Annotated in this window: 19 protein-coding genes; all 19 read left to right on the top strand. The window is 40.1% G+C overall.

What is annotated here, in order from left to right:
- Nucleotide 1: 1 nt before the first annotated feature.
- The 19 genes from DW959_RS05960 to DW959_RS05865 all read left to right on the top strand — a co-directional run bounded on the left by DW959_RS05960 (nucleotide 2) and on the right by DW959_RS05865 (nucleotide 20,890).
- A complete protein-coding gene (locus DW959_RS05960; protein ID WP_118615652.1) occupies nucleotides 2-1,384 on the top strand; it encodes an RsmB/NOP family class I SAM-dependent RNA methyltransferase in 1,383 nt (460 codons plus the stop codon).
- Nucleotides 1,381-2,139: an SDR family NAD(P)-dependent oxidoreductase gene (locus tag DW959_RS05955; RefSeq protein WP_243023350.1), complete on the top strand. Its 759-nt coding sequence runs from the start codon at nucleotides 1,381-1,383 to the stop codon at nucleotides 2,137-2,139. The genes DW959_RS05960 and DW959_RS05955 overlap by 4 nt, the downstream gene beginning before the upstream one ends.
- Before the next feature lie 77 nt (nucleotides 2,140-2,216).
- A complete protein-coding gene (locus tag DW959_RS05950; protein WP_117784866.1) occupies nucleotides 2,217-2,792 on the top strand; it encodes a hypothetical protein in 576 nt (191 codons plus the stop codon).
- A 9-nt stretch (nucleotides 2,793-2,801) separates the two neighbouring features.
- Nucleotides 2,802-3,788: an RluA family pseudouridine synthase gene (locus DW959_RS05945; RefSeq protein ID WP_118615648.1), complete on the top strand. Its 987-nt coding sequence runs from the start codon at nucleotides 2,802-2,804 to the stop codon at nucleotides 3,786-3,788.
- 58 nt (nucleotides 3,789-3,846) lie between these two features.
- Entirely contained in the window at nucleotides 3,847-4,380 is a 534-nt protein-coding gene (locus DW959_RS05940; protein ID WP_008400805.1) for a Holliday junction resolvase RecU, read from the top strand.
- Nucleotides 4,381-4,509: 129 nt separating this feature from the next.
- Nucleotides 4,510-5,766, top strand: a complete 1,257-nt coding sequence (gene hisZ, locus DW959_RS05935; protein WP_117784865.1) for an ATP phosphoribosyltransferase regulatory subunit — start codon at nucleotides 4,510-4,512, stop codon at nucleotides 5,764-5,766.
- A 67-nt stretch (nucleotides 5,767-5,833) separates the two neighbouring features.
- Entirely contained in the window at nucleotides 5,834-6,481 is a 648-nt protein-coding gene (hisG, locus tag DW959_RS05930; RefSeq protein WP_021943839.1) for an ATP phosphoribosyltransferase, read from the top strand.
- A 2-nt stretch (nucleotides 6,482-6,483) separates the two neighbouring features.
- On the top strand, nucleotides 6,484-7,773 hold the full coding sequence (hisD, locus tag DW959_RS05925; protein ID WP_021943840.1) for a histidinol dehydrogenase: 1,290 nt from the start codon (nucleotides 6,484-6,486) through the stop codon (nucleotides 7,771-7,773).
- Between the two features lie 110 nt (nucleotides 7,774-7,883).
- Nucleotides 7,884-8,477 (top strand): imidazoleglycerol-phosphate dehydratase HisB, encoded by a 594-nt coding sequence (gene hisB, locus DW959_RS05920; protein ID WP_117784862.1) that lies wholly within the window; start codon nucleotides 7,884-7,886, stop codon nucleotides 8,475-8,477.
- Between the two features lie 9 nt (nucleotides 8,478-8,486).
- Entirely contained in the window at nucleotides 8,487-9,749 is a 1,263-nt protein-coding gene (gene hisIE, locus DW959_RS05915) for a bifunctional phosphoribosyl-AMP cyclohydrolase/phosphoribosyl-ATP diphosphatase HisIE (RefSeq protein ID WP_008400812.1), read from the top strand.
- A gap of 45 nt (nucleotides 9,750-9,794) precedes the next feature.
- Entirely contained in the window at nucleotides 9,795-12,428 is a 2,634-nt protein-coding gene (gene alaS / locus DW959_RS05910; RefSeq protein WP_347475330.1) for an alanine--tRNA ligase, read from the top strand.
- A gap of 133 nt (nucleotides 12,429-12,561) precedes the next feature.
- Nucleotides 12,562-12,738: a 30S ribosomal protein S21 gene (gene rpsU / locus DW959_RS05905; RefSeq protein WP_008400815.1), complete on the top strand. Its 177-nt coding sequence runs from the start codon at nucleotides 12,562-12,564 to the stop codon at nucleotides 12,736-12,738.
- Nucleotides 12,739-13,500: 762 nt separating this feature from the next.
- Nucleotides 13,501-14,718, top strand: coding sequence for a sporulation protein YqfD (locus tag DW959_RS05895; RefSeq protein WP_182430058.1), 1,218 nt, complete (start codon nucleotides 13,501-13,503; stop codon nucleotides 14,716-14,718).
- Entirely contained in the window at nucleotides 14,711-15,772 is a 1,062-nt protein-coding gene (locus DW959_RS05890; RefSeq protein ID WP_118615642.1) for a PhoH family protein, read from the top strand. The genes DW959_RS05895 and DW959_RS05890 overlap by 8 nt, the downstream gene beginning before the upstream one ends.
- Before the next feature lie 8 nt (nucleotides 15,773-15,780).
- A complete protein-coding gene (gene ybeY, locus DW959_RS05885; protein WP_118615640.1) occupies nucleotides 15,781-16,293 on the top strand; it encodes an rRNA maturation RNase YbeY in 513 nt (170 codons plus the stop codon).
- The gene (locus DW959_RS05880; RefSeq protein WP_117807572.1) at nucleotides 16,280-17,365 is read left to right on the top strand and encodes a DUF3048 domain-containing protein; all 1,086 of its coding nucleotides are present in this window, start codon (nucleotides 16,280-16,282) and stop codon (nucleotides 17,363-17,365) included. Before ybeY ends, DW959_RS05880 begins: the two co-directional genes overlap by 14 nt.
- A 160-nt stretch (nucleotides 17,366-17,525) precedes the next feature.
- Nucleotides 17,526-17,960, top strand: coding sequence for a hypothetical protein (locus DW959_RS05875; protein WP_147353068.1), 435 nt, complete (start codon nucleotides 17,526-17,528; stop codon nucleotides 17,958-17,960).
- Nucleotides 17,961-17,997: 37 nt separating this feature from the next.
- A complete protein-coding gene (locus DW959_RS05870) occupies nucleotides 17,998-19,266 on the top strand; it encodes an aminoacetone oxidase family FAD-binding enzyme (protein ID WP_118615636.1) in 1,269 nt (422 codons plus the stop codon).
- Nucleotides 19,253-20,890, top strand: coding sequence for an FAD-dependent protein (locus DW959_RS05865; protein ID WP_118615634.1), 1,638 nt, complete (start codon nucleotides 19,253-19,255; stop codon nucleotides 20,888-20,890). The genes DW959_RS05870 and DW959_RS05865 overlap by 14 nt, the downstream gene beginning before the upstream one ends.
- The last annotated feature ends 11 nt before the right edge of the window (nucleotides 20,891-20,901 follow it).

Here is a 20,901-nt window from a genome sequence, read left to right as displayed (position 1 = left end):
TATGAACTTACCGGAGTCATTTACAAACAGGATAAAGACACAATTAGGAGACGAATATGAAGCATATATGAATTGTCTGGATCAGGGCATGCATCATGGACTTCGTGTGAATACAAATAAAATCAGTGTTGAAGATTTCTTAAAGATCTCTCCATTTGAATTAAAGCCTGTACCATGGACAACAAATGGTTTTTATTATGATAATAAAGCATGTACACCATCCAAACATCCATATTATTATGCAGGTCTTTATTATATTCAGGAACCGAGTGCGATGGCACCGGCGAGTATTCTTCCTGTTGAAGATGGGGATGTGGTTCTTGATATCTGTGCAGCACCGGGAGGTAAATCAACCGAGCTTGCAGCAAAACTTCATGGCACCGGGTTCCTGATCTCAAATGATATCAGTAATTCCAGAGCTAAGGCATTATTAAAAAATCTGGAATTATTCGGGATCGGTAATATGTGTGTGGTAAGTGAAGCTCCGAATAAGCTGAGCACAAAATTCTATCAGACCTTTGATAAAATTTTGATAGATGCTCCTTGCTCCGGTGAAGGAATGTTCCGTAAATCCCAGTCAATGGTAACAGCGTGGGAAAACAATGGTGTTGAGTTATTTGCCGGTTTACAGCGTGGAATCTTAAATGAAGTTGTAAAAATGTTAAAACCGGGTGGAACCATGCTGTATTCGACCTGTACGTTTTCTCCGGAAGAAAATGAACAGTCAATCGAATATCTTTTATCACTGGATGATACATTAGAATTAGTCGAAGTTCCGAAGTATCCGGGCTTTTGCAATGGAAATCCTGCGTGGGGAAAGACCGAAAATGCAGAACTTGAAAAATGTGCAAGATTATGGCCGCATCATATCGAAGGGGAAGGGCATTTTGTTGCACTTATTCATAAAAAAGAGGCAGAACAGACACAGGTATTTCAGTCATGGATACACAGAGGCTGTAAGCCGGATAAAAATGCAGAAGAATTCCTTGTGCACGTTTCATCGGATGCCGGGATCCGGTCTGCATATATTGAGGAAAATAAAGGAAGACTGTATTATATGGCAGAACATATGCCGGATGTATCCGGGCTTCGGATGTTAAGACAGGGATTGTTCCTTGGTGAGATCAAGAAGAACCGGTTTGAACCGAGCCAGTCACTTGCTATGTATCTGAAACAAGGACAGTTTGATAATGAAGTAAATCTGACTTCTTCAGATGACCGTGTTTTAAGATATCTGAAAGGCGAGACGATCGAAGCATCGGATCAGAAAATTAAAAATGGATATGTGCTTGTTCTGGTGGACGGATATCCGCTTGGATGGGCAAAAAATACAAACGGAACGTTAAAGAATAAGTATTTATCTGGATGGAGGATGATGTCATGAGTAAAATAGCAGTCGTTACCGGAGCTTCTTCCGGACTGGGCAGAGAGTTTGTTGTTCAGATCAGTGAAAAATATAAGACAATCGACGAGATATGGGTGATCGCCAGGCGTGCAGAACGCTTGTATGCCTTAGAAAGAGAGATTGAAGGCAAGAAGATTATTGTTCTCCCGCTGGATATCACAAAGCAGAAAGATCTTGAAGCCTATAAGAAGATGCTTGCAAAGGAACATCCATGGGTACGTGTTCTGGTGAATGCAGCAGGATATGGCATTATGGGACATGTAGAAGATGTTGTATGCGAAGAACTTACCGGAATGATCGATGTTAACTGTAAGGCTTTAGTTGCCATGACGAAGATTACTCTGCCATATATGAAAGAACAGAGCAATATCATTAATATTGCATCATCAGCGGCATATCTGCCACAGCCATCCTTTGCTGTATATGCAGCAACAAAATCCATGGTTAGAAGCTTTTCAAAAGCATTAAATAAAGAATTGGAGGACAGAGGTATTACAGTGACAGCAGTATGTCCGGGACCGGTCAATACAGAGTTTTTTGATGTTGCCGAGAAATATTCCCATACAAAGGCATTTAAAAGATTGTTCCGTGTAGAAGCAAAGAATGTGGTAAAACGGGCGTTATTTGATGCGTATTACCTGAAGACAGAATCTACCTACAGCATAACGATGAAAACGTTTAAGGTTGTAACAAAGCTGCTGCCGAATGACTGGATCGTTTCCATGATCAAATAGAGACAGATATCCGTTAAATACAGAGATTTGCCGGGGTATGAAGAACATTATAATAAAAACAGAACAGGACAAAAACAATGGAAAAAGGACAGTATGGATATATAAAAAAACATAAGAAAAAGATCATAACCAGTATTATTATACTTGGTGTTATGATCCTGACAGGAGTAATTCTTTCGCTTGCCATGTTTAAAACAACAAAAACCTTGATCATCATACTTCCGATATTGATCAGCCTGCCATTTGCCAAACAGATCGTAGCACTTATCATGTGTTCCAAATTCAAGCCTTTAACAGAGGAAGAACACAAGAAGATAGAAAAAGGGATCCATTATGAGAACCGGGACGGCATCCTGTATGATATCTCGCTCAGTCGATATGAAGGAATGTTGTTTTTCCCTGCCGTGATCGTGCGGGATGGCAGAATGTTATTCTTATATCAGAAAGCATTTGACAAGAAGATTCCGGATGTGGAATTCCTGAAAAAAGAAATTGCACGTTCCTTTGAAATGATAAAGAAACCATATGTTATCGTTACAGCGTTAACCGTGGATGAATTTATAAAGAAAGCGGAAACGATCAAAGAACCGGATGAAGATTATCTGGTAAAGGATCAGTCTATGCGTGAAAAATTATTTGAACTTGGTGTATAGGAGCCGGACATGAAAGAGATCATTATATCGCAGAACGAAGCAGGACAGCGTGTGAACAAATTTCTTTTAAAATATCTGAATAAGGCACCGTCAAGCTTTGTTTATAAGATGATACGAAAGAAAAACATCAAATTGAACAATAAGAAAATAGAAGGAAACGAATATGTCTATATCGGAGATACGATCCAGATCTATATGTCTGATGAAACGATCGCCAATTTCAGGGAAGATGTCAGTGAAACACACAGCACTTCCTCTAAAAAGAAGATTCCGGTTGAGATCATCTATTTGGATGAAAATATTCTGATCGCAGACAAACCGACTGGCGTCCTGTCACAGAAGGCATCAAAAGATGATTACTCTTTTAATGAAGCATTGATCGACTATCTGCTTGATAGTGGGCATATCACAACTGAAGAACTGAGAACTTATCGTCCGTCTGTATGCAATCGTTTAGACCGCAATACATCCGGACTCATTCTTTGTGGGGTGAGTCTTACCGGAAGTCAGGAATTATCCAGAATTATAAGAGAACATTTATTACATAAATATTATTATACACTTGTACGGGGACGTGTGACACAGAAGCTTGACAGTACCTGTTATTTACAGAAGGATAATGCAAAAAATATAGTTCGGATATCAGATTACCCATGGGACCAGGGCAAGAGTGAAGAAATTCATTCAATCTTTTATCCGGTTAAAAAAAATGATGATTATACATTGGTAAAGGTTGAGCTTATTACGGGTAAGTCTCATCAGATCCGTGCACAGTTAAAGCATCTGGGATATCCGGTAGTCGGCGATACAAAGTATGGCATACCTGTAGTGAACCGGTATTTTGCAGATGCTTATCATGTAAAGCACCAGCTTCTTCATTGCGGAAACATTATATTTAAAGAAACAGACGGTCCGCTTTCTTATCTGGGCGGAAAAGAGTATTCGGCATTTCTTCCGGAACCGTTTCGGACGATCGAAAAAGATTTATTTAGGTAATTTGGAAAATAACTTTGATAAAAGCAGAATCGGATAAAAGATAAAGAGGCAGAATCGGATGGCAACTTGGAATTCCAGAGGACTTCGTGGTTCCTCACTTGAGGAACTGATCAATTATACAAATGAATATTATCGGGAAAAGAAACTGGCAGTTGTCCAGAAGATCCCGACTCCGATCAAACCGATCCGTATGGATAAAGACAGCAGCCAGATCACGCTGGCGTATTTTGAAAAAGATTCTACGGTCGATTACATCGGTGTCGTACAGGGCATTCCGATATGCTTTGACGCGAAGGAATGTGCGGTTGATACGTTTTCTTTACAGAATATACATGAGCATCAGTATCATTTTATGAAAGAGTATGAGGAACAGCAGGGAGTCAGCTTCCTGATCATATTTTTTACGCATAGAAACAAATATTACTATTTACGTTTTTCGGAATTAAAGACTTATATGGATCGCGTGAACGAGGGACATGCAAAGAATTTCAAATATGAAGAACTGAATCCGGATTTCTTTATTCATGCAAAAAATGGAGCACTGGTTCATTATCTGGAGCTTCTCGATAAAGATTTGCAGTTAAGAGCATAAAGGATCAGGAAAAATCTTGACAAATGCCAACGTCTCACCTATAATGAGCACATTGTTGAAATAACTAATTATCGTGTTATCACTTTAATACGATAAAGCAAATAGGCATGGATAAAAGGAGGAAAAGAGATGCAGGATAAACTGTTACAGACTCCGGACGGAGTAAGAGACACCTATGATGTAGAATGTAAAAAGAAAAGAAAGATTATTGAGAAGCTGCATCATACTCTGGAGTTATACAGCTATCATGATATAGAGACACCTACATTTGAGTATTTTGATATATTTAACCGTGATAAGGGATCTGCACCGTCAAATGAAATGTACAAGTTCTTTGACCGTGATAATAATACGCTGGTATTACGCCCGGATATCACACCTAGTATTGCAAGATGTGTAGCAAAATATTACAAGGATGAACAGCTTCCGATCCGTCTGTGCTATACAGGAAATACATATTCAAACCCAAGAAAATTGCAGGGAAAATTAAAGGAAGTTACACAGATCGGTGCTGAGCTTATAAATGATGATTCTTCTGCAGCAGATGCAGAGATCATTGCAACTGTTGTTGATTCTTTTAAGGCGCTTGGAATCGACGAGTTCCAGATCGAGATCGGACAGATCGATTACTTTAAGGGAATCGTTGCAGAAGCCGGAATTACAGAAGCCGAAGAACTTCAGATCAAGGAATACATCAATATTAAGAACTTCTTTGGTTTGGAGGAATATCTGAAGAAACTGGATCTGAGTCCTGTTTTAAAGAAAGCCTTTCTTGCATTTGACTCTTTATTCGGTGGAGAATCCATGTTAGAGCAAGCAGAAAAGCTGGTTACAAATCCGGTATCACTTGCAGCTGTTCACAGATTACAGAGAATCTATAAGGCATTATGCTGTTATGGATATGACAAATATATCGGCTTTGATCTCAGTATGTTAAATGGTTATAACTATTATACCGGCGTGATCTTCCGCGGATATACCTACGGAACCGGAGATGCAGTTGTAAAGGGTGGCCGATATAATAACCTGTTAAAGCAGTTTGGCAAAGATGCACCGTCTATTGGTTTTGCATTTACCGTAGAAGAACTGATCATGGCACTGTCCAGACAGAATATCGAGGTTTCGGTTGAATATTCGAATACGATCATTCTCTATGATATCGAGAATCAGGAGCCCGCGATCAGTCTTGGTAAGAGTCTGCGCCAGAATGATAAGAAGATTGAATTGATACGCAAATCTGTCAGAAAGTCAGTGGAAGATTATCTGGAATATGCAAAAAGAGAGCATTTTTCCGGACTGTTTTATTTTGAAAACAGTGATACGGTCAAGGTATTTGATCTTGTGTCCGGTGATGAGAACGAGGTGGCTATCGCATCCTTGAAATAAGCGGACAAAAACAGAAAGAAATTCAAAATTAGAATTTGATCGATGGATAGATTGGAGAGATAAATCAATGAGATATTTAACATTTGCACTTGCAAAGGGCAGACTTGCAAAGAAAACCCTTGCATTGCTTGAACAGATAGGAATTACCTGCGATGAAATGAAAGACCCGGATACCAGAAAGCTGATCTTTGTGAATGAAGAAATGAAGCTGAAGTTCTTCCTTTCAAAGGCAACAGATGTACCAACCTATGTAGAATACGGTGCAGCAGATATCGGTGTAGTTGGTAAGGATACGATATTAGAAGAAGGCAGAAACCTGTACGAGGTAATGGATCTCGGATTCGGTAAATGCCGGATGTGTGTCTGTGGTCCTCATAAAGCAAAAGAATTATTGAAGAAAAATGAGATCATCCGTGTTGCCAGCAAATATCCGAATATTGCAAAAGATTATTTTAATAATCAGAAGAACCAGACGGTTGAGATCATCAAATTAAACGGTTCGGTCGAGCTTGCGCCGATCGTTGGCTTATCAGAGGTGATCGTTGATATCGTTGAGACTGGAAGTACTCTTCGTGAAAACGGACTGGAAGTTTTAGAAGAAGTTTGTCCGTTATCTGCAAGAATGGTTGTAAATCAGGTAAGCTTAAAGATGGAAAATGAGAGAATCAGAAAGCTGCTTGCTGATTTAAATTCGTTGATTAATAAGGAGGCATAAAAATGAGAATTGTAAATCTGACGGAAGAAACCAGAAAGAACATTTTAAAGGATCTGTTAAAAAGAAGCCCAAGCAATTTCGGATCTTATGCAGATACAGTAGAGAAGATCGTAAATGATGTCAGAGATCGTGGAGACGAGGCATTATTTGGATATACCAAGCAGTTTGATAAAGCAGATATCAACGCCGGAAATGTTCTGGTTACAAAAGAAGAGATTGAATATGCTTATACACAGGTAGATGAGAAACTGATCGAGGTTATCAGAAAAGCAAAAGAAAACATTCGCACCTATCACGAAAAACAGCGTCAGTACAGTTGGTTTGATTCTGATCCGAAGGGTATCATGCTTGGACAGAAGGTAACAGCATTGGAATCTGTCGGAGTATATGTACCGGGTGGAAAAGCTGTGTATCCATCTTCCGTATTGATGAACATTATGCCTGCAAAGGTAGCAGGTGTTAAAAATATTATAATGACCACTCCTTGTAACAGCGAGGGTGAAGTATATGCGACTACACTGGTTGCAGCAAATGAAGCCGGTGCGACTGCTATCTACAAGGCAGGCGGCGCACAGGCAATCGCGGCTCTTGCATATGGAACGGAATCCATTCCAAAGGTTGATAAGATCGTAGGACCCGGAAATATCTTCGTTGCACTTGCAAAACGTGCGGTATACGGACATGTCAGCATCGATTCGATCGCAGGTCCATCCGAAATCCTTGTAATTGCAGATGAGACAGCAAATCCAAGATATGTTGCAGCCGATCTGTTATCACAGGCAGAGCATGATGAGATGGCATCCGCCATTCTGATCACAACTTCAAAAGAACTTGCCGAAAAGGTATCAGCTCAGGTCGATGAATTTATAAAGGTATTATCCAGAAAAGAGATCATTCGCAAATCCATTGATACATACGGCTATATCTTATTAGCTGATAATATGGCAGATGCGGTTGAAGCAGCAAATGCAATTGCTTCCGAACATCTGGAGATTGTAACTGCAAATCCATTTGATGTTATGACAAGGATCAAGAATGCCGGTGCGATCTTCATCGGTGAATATTCGTCCGAACCACTGGGTGATTATTTTGCCGGACCGAACCATGTACTTCCAACAAACGGAACAGCGAAGTTCTTCTCCCCGTTAAGTGTGGATGACTTCATTAAGAAATCAAGCATCATCTATTATTCCAGAGAAGCTCTTGAAGAAGTACATGAAGACATTGAAAGCTTTGCAAAATCAGAGCAACTTACAGCACATGCTAATTCTATTGCAGTAAGATTTGAATAGTGGTATAATATGAAACCAAGATTGCACAGGCGTCTGTATTATCAGTCCGCCTGTGCTTGTAGTTGCCAAAGTATCGGAAGAAAAATGTATAAAAACAAGGGAGAAAAGATATGGCGGATAGAGCAGTAAAATGCACAAGAAAAACCAGCGAGACAGATATTGTTCTGGAATTAAATCTGGATGGAAAGGGAGATGCAAAGATCGATACCGGTATCGGATTTTTCGATCATATGCTGACAAGCTTTGCCAAGCACGGATTTTTTGATCTGAATTTGACCGTAAAGGGTGATCTGTATGTGGATTGTCATCATACGATAGAAGATACGGGAATTGTTCTCGGAAAAGCGATCAAAGGTGCGCTTGGAGATAAAAAATCCATTAAGCGATTCGGTAATTTCTTTCTTCCTATGGATGAAACGCTTGTTATGTGTGCGATCGACCTTTCCGGAAGACCATATCTTGTTTATGATCTGAACCTGACAACAGAGCGGGTTGGATATTTTGATACACAGATGGTAAAGGAATTCTTCTATGCAGTATCCTATGGTGCGGAGATGAATCTGAACCTGAAGCAGTTCTCCGGTTCCAATGACCATCATATCATCGAAGCAGCTTTTAAGGCATTTGCAAAAGCTTTAGATGAAGCAACTTCTATAGACGACAGATTAAATGGTAAAGTGTTATCTACCAAAGGTTCACTTTAAGGAGGTACTATGAGTTATAAGAAAATTATTCCATGTCTGGATCTTGAGAATGCACTTGAAATGGCAAAGTTCTATAATGATGCCGGTGCAGATGAGATTGCATATTTTGACAGTAAAGCAACAAAGGAAGGCAGAGAAGCGAATATTGCAGTTATCAAGGAGATCTGCAAGAATGTCGATATTCCATTGATCGCATGTGGTGGAGTAAGAAGACTGGAAGATATCAAGAAGATGTTATATGCAGGTGCTTCCAAGGTTTGTATGAAATCAGCAGCATTAAATACACCGGAGCTTGTAACGGAAGCCGCTGACCGTTTTGGTTCAGAACGTATCATCGTAACGATTGACCTGAGCGAATGTAAAGAGCCTGTAGCCTATGCAGAGCAGCTTAAGGAACTCGGAGCGGGTGAGCTCCTGTTATTACATAATAATATGGTTCCTGAATATATGGATATCGTAAATGAGATCAAAAACCGTGTAGCACTTCCTGTTATTGTTTCCACCTATTCAACAAATGGGGAAGCAATCTGTGAGATGCTTGAAAAGACAAATGCTGAATCCATTTCTTTATATAATCTGAAACAAATGGATATAATGGAGATAAAGCAGGAATGCAGAAAAGAAGGCATTCCGGTTAATACATTTGAAAGTGCAGTATCCTTTGATGAATTCAAGCTGAATTCTGACGGGCTGATTCCATGTATCACACAGCATTATAAGACCGGGGAAGTTCTTATGATGGCATATATGAATAAGGAATCCTTTGAAAAGACGATCGCAACCGGCAGAATGACATATTACAGCAGAAGCAGACAGGAGCTTTGGACAAAGGGTGAGACATCCGGTCATTTCCAGTTCTTAAAATCATTAAAATTAGACTGTGATAAAGATACCCTGCTTGCAGAGGTTTCCCAGATCGGTGCAGCCTGTCATACCGGCAGCCCGACCTGTTTCTTTACGGATCTGGTTAAGAAGGAATACGATAATACCAATCCGTTAAAGGTATTTGAAGAAGAATACGATATTATCGTTGACAGAAGAAATCATCCAAAGGAAGGTTCCTATACAAATTATCTGTTTGACAAAGGAATTGACAAAATACTGAAAAAGGTTGGCGAAGAGGCAACAGAGATTGTAATTGCTGCCAAGAATCCTGATTCAGATGAAATAAAATATGAGATATCAGATTTCCTGTATCACCTTATGGTTCTTATGGTTGAAAGAGGTGTCAGTTGGACTGATATTACCAAAGAACTGGCTGATAGAAGGTAGGAGGAGAAAACAGTGGAAAAATATGGCGTAAATCAGTTAAGAAAAATGTTTCTGGAATTTTTTGAGAGCAAGGGACATCTGAAGATGAACAGCTTCTCACTGATTCCACATAATGATAATAGTTTGTTATTGATCAACTCAGGTATGGCACCATTAAAGCCTTACTTTACAGGACAGGAGATCCCTCCAAGAAGACGTGTGACCACCTGCCAGAAGTGTATCCGTACCGGTGATATCGAAAATGTAGGTAAGACTGCAAGACATGGTACATTCTTTGAAATGTTAGGTAACTTCTCATTCGGCGATTACTTCAAGCATGAAGCAATTTCATGGTCATGGGAGTTCCTGACCAAGGTTGTAGGCTTAGATGAGAACCGTTTATATCCATCTATCTACGAGGATGATGACGAAGCATTTGATATTTGGAATAAAGAGATCGGGATTGCATCGGAGAGAATTTTCCGTTTTGGGAAAGAAGATAACTTCTGGGAGCATGGCGCAGGTCCTTGTGGTCCATGTTCCGAAATCTATTATGACAGAGGCGAAAAGTACGGATGCGGTAAGCCCGGCTGTACAGTAGGTTGTGACTGTGACCGTTACATGGAAGTATGGAACAACGTATTTACCCAGTTTGAAAATGACGGCCATAACAATTATACAGAACTGGTTCAGAAGAATATCGATACCGGTATGGGACTGGAGCGTCTGGCTGTTATTGTTCAGGATGTAGATTCCATCTTTGACGTTGATACGATCAAAGCATTGCGTGATAAAGTATGTGAGATGGCTGGCGTGAAATACATGGAAGACGAGAAGACAGATGTCTCGATCCGTGTTATTACTGATCATATCCGTTCTGTTACCTTTATGGCATCTGACGGTATCCTTCCATCAAATGAAGGACGAGGTTATGTATTAAGACGTCTTCTCCGTCGTGCAGCAAGACATGGCAGATTACTTGGTATCGAAGGCAGATTCCTTGCAGAACTTTCAAAGACAGTAATCGAAGTTTCTAAGGATGCATATCCGGAGCTGGAAGAAAAGAAAGCACATATCTTTACCTGTATCAATACAGAAGAAGAAAACTTCAATAAGACGATCGATCAGGGATTATCAATTCTGAACGGCTTCGTTGAGGAGTTAAATAACAGCGGCAAAAAAGTATTAAATGGCGAAAATGCATTTAAGTTATATGATACCTATGGTTTCCCTCTTGATCTGACAAAAGAGATTCTGGAAGAAAAGGGAATCGAGGTTGATACGGAAGGCTTTAATAAGGCTATGGACAAGCAGAGAGAGACTGCTCGTAAATCAAGAAAAGTATCAAACTACATGGGAGCAGATTCAACTATTTATGAAGATATCGATACAGCTCTTACAAGTAAGTTCATCGGTTATGACAAGGTAGAAGCATCTTCCGATGTCATTGCCATAACAGCAGAATATAAAGAGGGCGATCAGGTAACATCCGAACTGGTTGATGTTATTTCCGAAGGCACAAACGGTTCGATCATCACAGCAGAGACACCATTTTATGCTACTATGGGTGGTCAGATCGGTGATACTGGTGTGATCGAGACAGAGAGCGGACGTTTCATTGTTAAAGATACGATCAAGGTTGCCGGTGATAAGATCGCACATCTTGGCTATGTTGAATCTGGCGAATTAAAGAATGGAAGCACAGCGAAGCTTTCTGTAACAGCAGACAGACGTGCACTGATCTGTAAGAACCACTCCGCAACACATCTGCTCCAGAAAGCCTTAAAGATGGTTCTTGGTGATCATGTAGAACAGGCTGGTTCATATGTATCAGAAGACCGTTTAAGATTCGACTTTACACATTTCCAGGCTATGACTCCTGAAGAGATCGCCAAGGTGGAAGCAATCGTAAATGAACAGATCGATAAAGATCTTAAGGTTAAGACAGAGGTTATGAGTATTGAAGATGCCAAGAGGACAGGTGCTATGGCATTGTTTGGTGACAAGTACGGCGAGAAGGTTCGAGTTGTATCTATGGATGACTTCTCTGTTGAGTTCTGTGGTGGTACTCATGTTCCAAATACCGGTGTGATCGGTACATTTAAGATCATCTCTGAAATGGGTGTTGCTGCCGGAGTAAGAAGAATCGAAGCACTGACTTCTGTTGGCGCATTTAATTATTATAAAGAGATGGAAGATGAATTAAAAGCAGCGGCAAAGGCAGCAAAAGCTGAACCTGCAAAGCTGGCTGAAAAGATCGAGACAATGCTCGCTGAGATCAAAGCTCTTACATCTGAAAACTCCAAGTTAAAGGATAAGCTGGCAAAGAATTCTGCCGGAGATGCACTTGCTGATGCAGTAGATGTAAATGGCGTAAAGGTTCTTGCTACCAGCGTAGAAGATACAGATATGAATGCACTTCGTAATCTGGGAGATGATTTCAAGAACAAGCTTGGAACATCGGTTGTTGTTCTTGCTTCCGCAAAGGATGGTAAGGTAAATCTGATCGCTATGGCAACAGACGATGCTGTAAAGAAGGGAGCACATGCAGGAAATATTATCAAAGCGTCTGCAGCACTTGTAGGCGGTGGCGGCGGTGGTCGTCCAAACATGGCTCAGGCCGGGGGAAAGAATCCTGCCGGTATTGCAGATGCACTTGCAAAAGCAGTAGAAATAGCCAAAGAACAGTTAAATGCCTAAAAATAGAAAATAATAAAATTTTTTGTTGACGTTTCAATAATATATGTTATAATTGACTTCGTGCTTAAATAATACCCAAACAGTTGTTATTTTATTAGCATAGTACACAACTGGAGGGAGGTCAGGTGAGAGAATGTCAAATGTAATAGTTAAAGAAAACGAAACATTAGATAGCGCTCTTCGCAGATTCAAGAGAAATTGTGCGAAGGCTGGTATCCAGCAGGAGATTCGTAAGAGAGAACATTACGAAAAGCCAAGCGTTAGACGTAAAAAGAAATCAGAGGCAGCTAGAAAGCGCAAATATAAATAATCTATAGTTTGGATTAGTAAATATGATTTTTTGAGTACCGAGCAATCGGTACTCTTTTTTTGCGTAATGAGCCAAATACAGATTTCGTGTTTACACGAAAATCTGTATTTGGCGAATGAGCGGCATCGAGCCGATAGGCGAGATGGGGCGGTGTAAGAACATTTGTGTTCTTACGAACGCAAAAGGGGCGACTGCCGCGATACCTGATAGGATTTTCCTATCAGGTGCGTAAAACTGTTTACACGAAAATCTGTGCTTGGCTCACTTACGCAAAAAAAGAATATATAAAATGTATGCGAAACAATTAGGTATGATGGTGCGGCGTAAGAAGATGAAAAACGCAATAAACATTCTTGCAATGATCTTTGCCTGGGGAGCTTTAACTTTAAGCATTTTTGCATTTGGAGGTATATCTGATCTGATTCACACATAGTATAGATATAAAGTCAGTTGGGTATCAGATCATGCAGCTTCCATTTAATCATAACAGTCTATATGATGTGCCGGATGTCACACCGGACATTAAAAAAAGTTCATCCAAAATCACAATTCATGATAATCACATTATCTATATTGAAAACTATAAATGTATTATATCCTGTTCGGATACCCGGATCCTTGTAAAAACAAAAAAGAATACCATATCTATAAATGGAATTTGCCTGAAAATTGAATATTATTGTCCGGAAGAACTGAAGATATCAGGCAACATTCTATATATCAATTATGAATAATATTGTGTACATAGAAGGGGGAAACCGGATGTTTGATATTATATTAAGGTATCTGTATGGATTTGCAAAAATTCATCTTCGCGGCATTCATATCAACCGTTTTGTAAATCTGTGCAAAGCCAGAGATATTAAACTTTGGAATCTGGCGCAGAAAGAAGATGAAATATTCTTTTTTACTGCTTCAAAGGATATAGCACGATTGGAAGAACCTGCACGGAAAACAGGAAGTGATGTAGAGGTTCTAAGAGTATATGGTATTCGCGAGTTTATTCGAAAAAATAAAAAAAGAATTCCGTTTGTGGCTGGGTTTATCTTGTTTGCTGTTCTGATCTATATTCAATCGTTATTTATATGGGAAATTTCCGTTTCCGGTGAATCAGATTATACATCGGATGAGATACTACAACATATCAATGAATATTATGTGCAGACCGGAACTCCAAAGTCAAAAGTAGACTGCGCAGAGCTGGAGAAAAATCTCCGGAAAGACTTTGAAGATATCGCCTGGATATCATGTGCGCTTACGGGAACAAAGCTGTCGGTGGAGATCACGGAAACATTGAATGTATTTACGGATACCTCCATGAAAAAACCATGCAACATCATTGCTTCACAGAACTGTACGATCACGGAGATCGTAACAGCATCCGGAACACCGGTAGTAAAGGCGGGAGATGATGTGAAAAAAGGCGATATCCTGATCTCTGGTGCAGTTTATCTGTATGATGATAATAATGAAGTTCTGGATACAAATTATGTATCTGCAGAAGGAACTGTATATGGAATCTGTGTATATCATTACAAAGATACAGTTCCGTTATCCTGCTATTCCAAAGAATATACAGGAAATGAAAAGAGCTATTATTCCTTTGGTGCATTTCAGTACAGCCTTACCCCTTATGTACCAAAATGCTCTTTCGAAGCATATGATTTGTTCAGTGATACGAACCGGCTTCATATAGGTAAGAATTTTTACCTGCCATTTCAGATAGAAGCATACACAATAAAGGAGTACCGGTTAAAAAAAGAAACAGTATCCATGGAAGCGGCGGCTGCGTCAGTAAAAGAAAAATTAAGTCGTTATATTGGCAATTTGCAAGAAAAAGGGGTGCAAATAATAGAAAATAATGTTAAAATAACGAATAGCGGAGATGAATGTCTTGCGGAAGGAGATATAACCGTAAGACAGTTGATCGGGATTCCGCATGAATTACAGATTATAAGTGAGGAACAGACGCTTGAGTGAATTCAGCAAATCAATTACAGTTATATCCGAATACGTTCAGAATGTATTTGGACAATTTGATGTACATGCAAAAAAAATAGAAAAAGCATTTCATGTTTCTATGATCCTGCGCGATGATAAGCTGAAGGTTTCAGGAGAAGAAAAAGACGTGGAGCAGGCGGTTCATGTACTGATCCAGTTATTTGCAGTTGCAGCCAGAGGCACTGCGATCGATGAACAGAAGGTTGATTATACGATCGCCATGTCTAAGGATCATCCTCAGGAAACACAGGAAAATATTGCTGATCTGGATCGGGATATCATATGTCACACGATCAATGGCAAACCGATCAAACCAAAAACACATGGACAGAAGGCATATGTAAATGCAATCGATAAATCCATGATCGTATTCGGTGTAGGTCCTGCCGGAACCGGTAAAACATATCTTGCAATGGCAAAAGCGATCACTGCTTTTAAGAATGGTGAAGTAAACCGGATCATTTTGACACGTCCGGCAATTGAAGCTGGCGAAAAGCTTGGATTTCTTCCGGGAGATTTGCAGAGCAAGGTCGATCCTTATTTAAGACCGCTTTATGATGCATTATATGAGATCATGGGACCGGAGTCCTTTGCCAAGAATATGGAAAAAGGTCTGATTGAAGTAGCACCACTTGCATATATGCGGGGACGTACACTGGACAATGCTTATATTGTACTGGACGAGGCACAGAATACAACACCGGCACAGATGAAGATGTTCTTAACCCGTATTGGTTTTGGATCGAAAGCAATCATTACCGGTGACCTTTCCCAGAAGGACCTTCCGTTTGAGACAAGATCGGGACTGGAAGTAGCTTTGACCGTTATCAAAAATATCGAAGAAATCAGTGTCTGCCATCTGACAAGTCTTGATGTTGTAAGACATCCGCTGGTACAGAAGATCGTAAATGCATATGAGGTTTACGAGGAGAAGCAGAACAGGCAGAAAAAACAGCGTTCGGAGCAGGAAAATCGTAACCAAAACGATGGCAGACGATACGGAGAGAGCCGAAATAATAAAAGAAAAAGGTAAGAAATACAATGTCATTAAATATAGAAAATGAATATGGAGAAATCCAGATCCCTGATTATGAACATGTGATCGAAACAGTGATCGGACAGGCTCTGAATTTTATAAAATGTCCTTATGAATGTGAGATTTATGTATTGCTCACAGATAATTCGGGCATACAGACTATCAATAATTGTCAGAGAAATATCGATGCACCTACAGATGTGCTGTCATTTCCTCTGATTGATTATAAGGAACCCGGAGATTTTAGTGTTGTAGACGGGGATACCTGTGATTATTTTAATCCGGAATCAGGAGAACTGATGCTTGGAGATATTATTATTTCCATGGATCGAGTATATGAACAGGCAAAGAGTTACAATCACTCGAACACCAGAGAACTGGCATTTCTGGTTGCACACAGTATGCTTCATTTATTTGGTTATGATCATATAGATGAAGAAGAACGCAAACAGATGGAAGATCTTCAGGAACAAATACTTAATGAGAAAGGATACACAAGGGATTATGAAGAAAACTAAATATGCAATTGCTTTAGCAGCATTAGGAGTTTTATCACTTGGTGTTATGGGATGTGGTAAGAAAGAGACATCAACAGAAGCAACCACAGAAACCACAACGACAGAAGCAACAACAGAAGCTACCACAGAGGCAGCAACAGAAGTACAGCATGAGGGCGTATATAACGACCTGACTGGCGAATGGGTTACAGACCGGACGGAAGAGTACGGTCGTCCGATCGCAGTTATGTTAAATAATATTTCTGACGCTATGCCACAGTGCGATATAGGTAAAGCAGATATCGTTTATGAGATGAAGGTAGAAGGTGGAATTACCAGACTGCTTGGTATTTTTAACGATTATTCCAATCTTGAAAAACTTGGATCAATCAGAAGCTGCCGTCCATATTATGTAACCGTTGCTATGGAATATGATGCAATCTATATGCATTACGGTCAGTCCCCACAGGGTGAGGAAAAACTTTCAAGCTCAGGAATCAATAATCTGAGTGGCTTAAGTTCAGAAGGTGGAGTAACATACTACAGAGCATCTGACAGGGTATCACCACATAATGTATTTACAGATACAGAAAAGATCAAAGCCGGCATCGAACAAAAAGGATATGAAACAAAGCATAGCGATAGTTTCAAGAGTGTGTTCTCATTTAATGAAGAGATCACAGCTCCTGCTGGCGGCGAAAAGGCAGAAAAGATTACAACTCCGATCAGCAATTACACAACACCTTGGTTTGAATATCATGCAGATGATGGCCTCTACTACAGATTCCAGTATGGCGGAGAACAGACAGATGGAAATACAGGTGATCAGCTTAAGTATGAAAATGTCCTGATCCAGTTTGCTCATTATACAAGCATTGATGATCATGACAGACAGCAGCTTGATCTGGTTGGTGAAGGAACCGGACTTTATGCATCCAATGGAGTGATCGTTCCTGTAACATGGAAAAAATCATCTGAAAATGCGATCACAAAGTATTATACAGAGGATGGCAATGAATTAAAGCTGAATCCTGGAAAAACATGGGTGACAGTATTTGAAAAAGACAAAGCTGACAGCGTAACATGGGAATAAGCAAATAAATATATAAGAAAAAAGGAAAACAGGCAGGTAAAAGCTAATAATTACCAGCCTGTTTTTTGCATAGATCTGATGGATGTGCAGATAATCATGATAAGAGGTGATTATCTGTGAAAAAATTTTATTGATTCTTGGTGGGATGCTCATTCTGTTTTTGCTTGCTTTTTGCTGTTCCTATACGATATACCAGAAAACTGACAGCTTTTCGGATGATTCATATGCCGTAGAAACAATAACAGGCAAAGGACGATCCGGCAAACGACAAGAGATTCAATACGATCCAATTTCAGAAGAAAAAACATCAGAAGAAAAAACATCAGAAGAAAAAACACCAACATATGGAACGACAACCGGAGAACGATCGTTGTCCGAAGATGCTTCCACACAGGTGGCGGCGGAGTCGTATCGTTTTCTGGTAAATGAATTAAATGGATATGTAGCGGTTTTTACAGCAAATGGCAGTTTGTATGAATTTACAGATATCCGGATCAAGGATCTGGACAACATTCTAAAAAACAGGATCATAAATGGTATTAAATTTCAAAAAGAGAAAGAATTGTTTACTTTTCTTGAATCATGTTCCAGTTAATGCTAGAATATGGATGGTTTAAAAGGAGTAAATAAAAATGATATATGACTTGATCGTAGCAGGTGCAGGTGCTTCTGGTATGACTGCAGCTATCTGCGCAACGGATGCAGATATTTACAAACAGTTTCAGCATAAAGCAGATCAGACCCGGAAGCGTTCTGTACTGATCATTGAGAAAAATAAAAAGATCGGAAAAAAACTATATGCAACCGGAAATGGCAGATGTAATCTGTCAAACAGCAGTTTTCGTCTGGAATGTTATAACAGTAAAAATGAATTTTTCCCATATAAGGTGATCGGAGCAAAGGATTATCAGATTGTAAATCAATTTGCGGAACAGCTTGGTGTAGCTGTCAGCGATGAACACGGATATTATTATCCAATGTCCAGACAGGCATCTACGATCGTCTGGGCGTTCAACGACCGTCTGAAGAAAAATCAGATCCAGGTTCATACCGGAGAAATCGTTATAGGTCTGGAAGAACAATCCGATCATACATATTGTATTCAGACGGATCAGGGACAATATTATGCAAGAAATATAGTTCTTGCATGTGGTGGAGCTGCAGCACCTGCCCTTGGTGGTACAGATGCAGGCTGTAGTCTGTTAGATCAACTGGGTATTCCGTATTATCCATTTCAACCAGCACTCTGTAAGCTTCAGGTAAAAGAAAAGATGTCTGGGTTGGCAGGTGTTCGTTCAAAGGCACTGGTAACAGTAATGGATGCATCTTCCGAAATCCACGCACAGGAATTTGGCGAGGTCCAGTTTACCGGTCAGTCATTATCAGGAATTGTTATATTTAATCTCAGCCATACAGCCGGGGAGATGCTGCAGGATGGTGAGAGCGTTAGCCTTTGTCTGGATCTTGTACCGGATATAAATGAAGCTGATCTGTATATGCATTTCAGGAAATTCCGGACAAATAATCCGGAAAGGTCGCTTCAGGCGTGTCTGAATGGCTTTGTACATGAAAAACTTGCGACTTATATACTAGAACAATGCAGATGGAAACAGGAAAGAATATCGGAACTAAATGATGTTGAACTGCAGAAGCTGGCAGATCAAATAAAGAAACTGACCTTTCATGTCACAGCAACAGCCGGAGCAGAAGATGCACAGGTATCAAGAGGCGGCGCAGACACTCGTTTTATAGATCCGGAAACTATGAAGCTTACTGTACTGGAGCATGTATATGTGATAGGGGAGCTTTTGGATACCGACGGAATCTGCGGCGGCTATAATCTGATGTGGGCGGTCATAACTGGGATGAAAGCGGGATTTAGTATTTATGATTCGAATTAATAATATTAAGTTAAAAATTGGATACAAAAACGAAGATATTGAACAGGCAATCCGGAAAAGTTTAAGGATAAATAGCTTTCTATCCTATAAAATGGCTAAATTATCGATTGACAGCCGGAAGAAGGATCAAATCCATTATGTTGCCTCTGTAGATGTGACCTGCGATCAGGAAGAGAAAATCCTAAAAAAAGTTCACAATAACAATATTATGTTAATTAAAGGGGTGGATTTTAAAATCCCGGAGTATGGATCGATGCCGATGCAGTATCGACCGGTTATTATCGGAAGCGGTCCGGCAGGTTTGTTTGCAGGTCTTTTTCTTGCGGGAGAGGGCTATCGACCGATCATTCTGGAACGTGGTATGGCAGTTGATGAACGAACATCCTGTGTAAATGGATACTGGAAAAAGGAACATCCGTTAAATCCAAACTGTAATGTTCAGTTTGGTGAAGGAGGGGCCGGAACATTTTCTGACGGTAAATTGAATACCGTAATTAAGGATAAATCAGGAAGAAGGACTGCGGTTCTTAAGACATTTGTCGAATTTGGTGCAGATCCGTCAATCCTATATGTGAATAAGCCTCATATCGGTACAGATGTGTTATTGACTGTAGTCAAGAATATTAGAAATGAGATTATAAGGCTGGGTGGAGAGGTGCGATTTGAGCAGCTTGTAACAGATATAGAAGTGATAAATCCTGAGACAACGCTTTTACATATAAAGAAGCTTTTGAAACCGGAAGAAACATATGAATTAAAAAGCAATGCGGTGATACTTGCGATTGGTCACAGTGCAAGAGATACCTTTGAAATGCTCTATAAGCGTGGAATTCCGATGGAACAGAAGCCGTTTGCAATGGGACTCCGAATCGAACATCCAAGAACCTTTATCAATGAAGCACAATATGGATATCATCCCGATTATGAAGATTTACTGCCGACAGCAGATTATAAGCTGGTGCATCAGGCAGCAAACGGACGGGCGGTCTACTCCTTCTGTATGTGCCCCGGTGGTTACGTTGTAAATGCATCCTCAGAATCCGGAAGGATATGTGTCAATGGTATGAGCTACAGTGACCGGAAAGCGGATAATTCAAACAGTGCGATCGTTGTGAATGTTACGCCGGAAGATTATCCGGGAGATCATCCGCTTGCCGGTATGTATTTTCAGAGAGAGCTTGAAGAAAAGGCGTATCAGGCAGGAAAAGGAGCAGTTCCGGTACAACGTTTCGGTGATTTTAGAATGAACAGAATGTCTGAAATAGCCGGCAAGATCAAGCCTTGCATAAAGGGAGCTTATACGTTTTCCAACCTGAATTGTTGTTTGCCAGAGTATATCAGAGATGCTATAATAGATGGTGTTTTGTCATTTGACCGGGTGATATCCGGTTTTGCAGATGATGATGCAATATTAAGCGGCGTGGAAGCAAGAACATCTTCGCCGATAAAGATACTACGCGATGCAGATCTGACATCTGCACATACTTGTATTTATCCATGTGGAGAAGGTGCAGGTTACGCGGGAGGTATAACATCCGCAGCCGTTGACGGAATAAAAGTTTTTGAGGCAGTTATGTCGAAATTTATGATACCGGAAGCATCAACCGGAAATCAGAGAATGTGAGGTTTCAGATT

The sequence above is a fragment of the Clostridium sp. AM46-21 genome (assembly GCF_003480025.1).
GTDB lineage: Bacteria > Bacillota > Clostridia > Lachnospirales > Lachnospiraceae > Coprococcus > Coprococcus ammoniilyticus.
This window is presented reverse-complemented; position numbering and strand designations above follow the sequence as displayed.

Excerpts from the sequence above, each read along its gene's own strand:
- DW959_RS05870 (WP_118615636.1), top strand. The coding sequence starts at position 17,998 with ATGATATATGACTTGATCGTAGCAGGTGCAGGTGCTTCTGGTATGACT.
- DW959_RS05960 (WP_118615652.1), top strand. The coding sequence starts at position 2 with ATGAACTTACCGGAGTCATTTACAAACAGGATAAAGACACAATTAGGA.
- DW959_RS05950 (WP_117784866.1), top strand. The coding sequence starts at position 2,217 with ATGGAAAAAGGACAGTATGGATATATAAAAAAACATAAGAAAAAGATC.
- DW959_RS05940 (WP_008400805.1), top strand. The coding sequence starts at position 3,847 with ATGGCAACTTGGAATTCCAGAGGACTTCGTGGTTCCTCACTTGAGGAA.
- DW959_RS05955 (WP_243023350.1), top strand. The coding sequence starts at position 1,381 with ATGAGTAAAATAGCAGTCGTTACCGGAGCTTCTTCCGGACTGGGCAGA.
- hisB (WP_117784862.1), top strand. The coding sequence starts at position 7,884 with ATGGCGGATAGAGCAGTAAAATGCACAAGAAAAACCAGCGAGACAGAT.
- DW959_RS05945 (WP_118615648.1), top strand. The coding sequence starts at position 2,802 with ATGAAAGAGATCATTATATCGCAGAACGAAGCAGGACAGCGTGTGAAC.
- DW959_RS05865 (WP_118615634.1), top strand. The coding sequence starts at position 19,253 with ATGATTCGAATTAATAATATTAAGTTAAAAATTGGATACAAAAACGAA.
- DW959_RS05880 (WP_117807572.1), top strand. The coding sequence starts at position 16,280 with ATGAAGAAAACTAAATATGCAATTGCTTTAGCAGCATTAGGAGTTTTA.
- hisIE (WP_008400812.1), top strand. The coding sequence starts at position 8,487 with ATGAGTTATAAGAAAATTATTCCATGTCTGGATCTTGAGAATGCACTT.
- hisD (WP_021943840.1), top strand. The coding sequence starts at position 6,484 with ATGAGAATTGTAAATCTGACGGAAGAAACCAGAAAGAACATTTTAAAG.
- DW959_RS05895 (WP_182430058.1), top strand. The coding sequence starts at position 13,501 with ATGTTTGATATTATATTAAGGTATCTGTATGGATTTGCAAAAATTCAT.
- hisZ (WP_117784865.1), top strand. The coding sequence starts at position 4,510 with ATGCAGGATAAACTGTTACAGACTCCGGACGGAGTAAGAGACACCTAT.
- hisG (WP_021943839.1), top strand. The coding sequence starts at position 5,834 with ATGAGATATTTAACATTTGCACTTGCAAAGGGCAGACTTGCAAAGAAA.
- rpsU (WP_008400815.1), top strand. The coding sequence starts at position 12,562 with ATGTCAAATGTAATAGTTAAAGAAAACGAAACATTAGATAGCGCTCTT.
- alaS (WP_347475330.1), top strand. The coding sequence starts at position 9,795 with ATGTTTCTGGAATTTTTTGAGAGCAAGGGACATCTGAAGATGAACAGC.
- ybeY (WP_118615640.1), top strand. The coding sequence starts at position 15,781 with ATGTCATTAAATATAGAAAATGAATATGGAGAAATCCAGATCCCTGAT.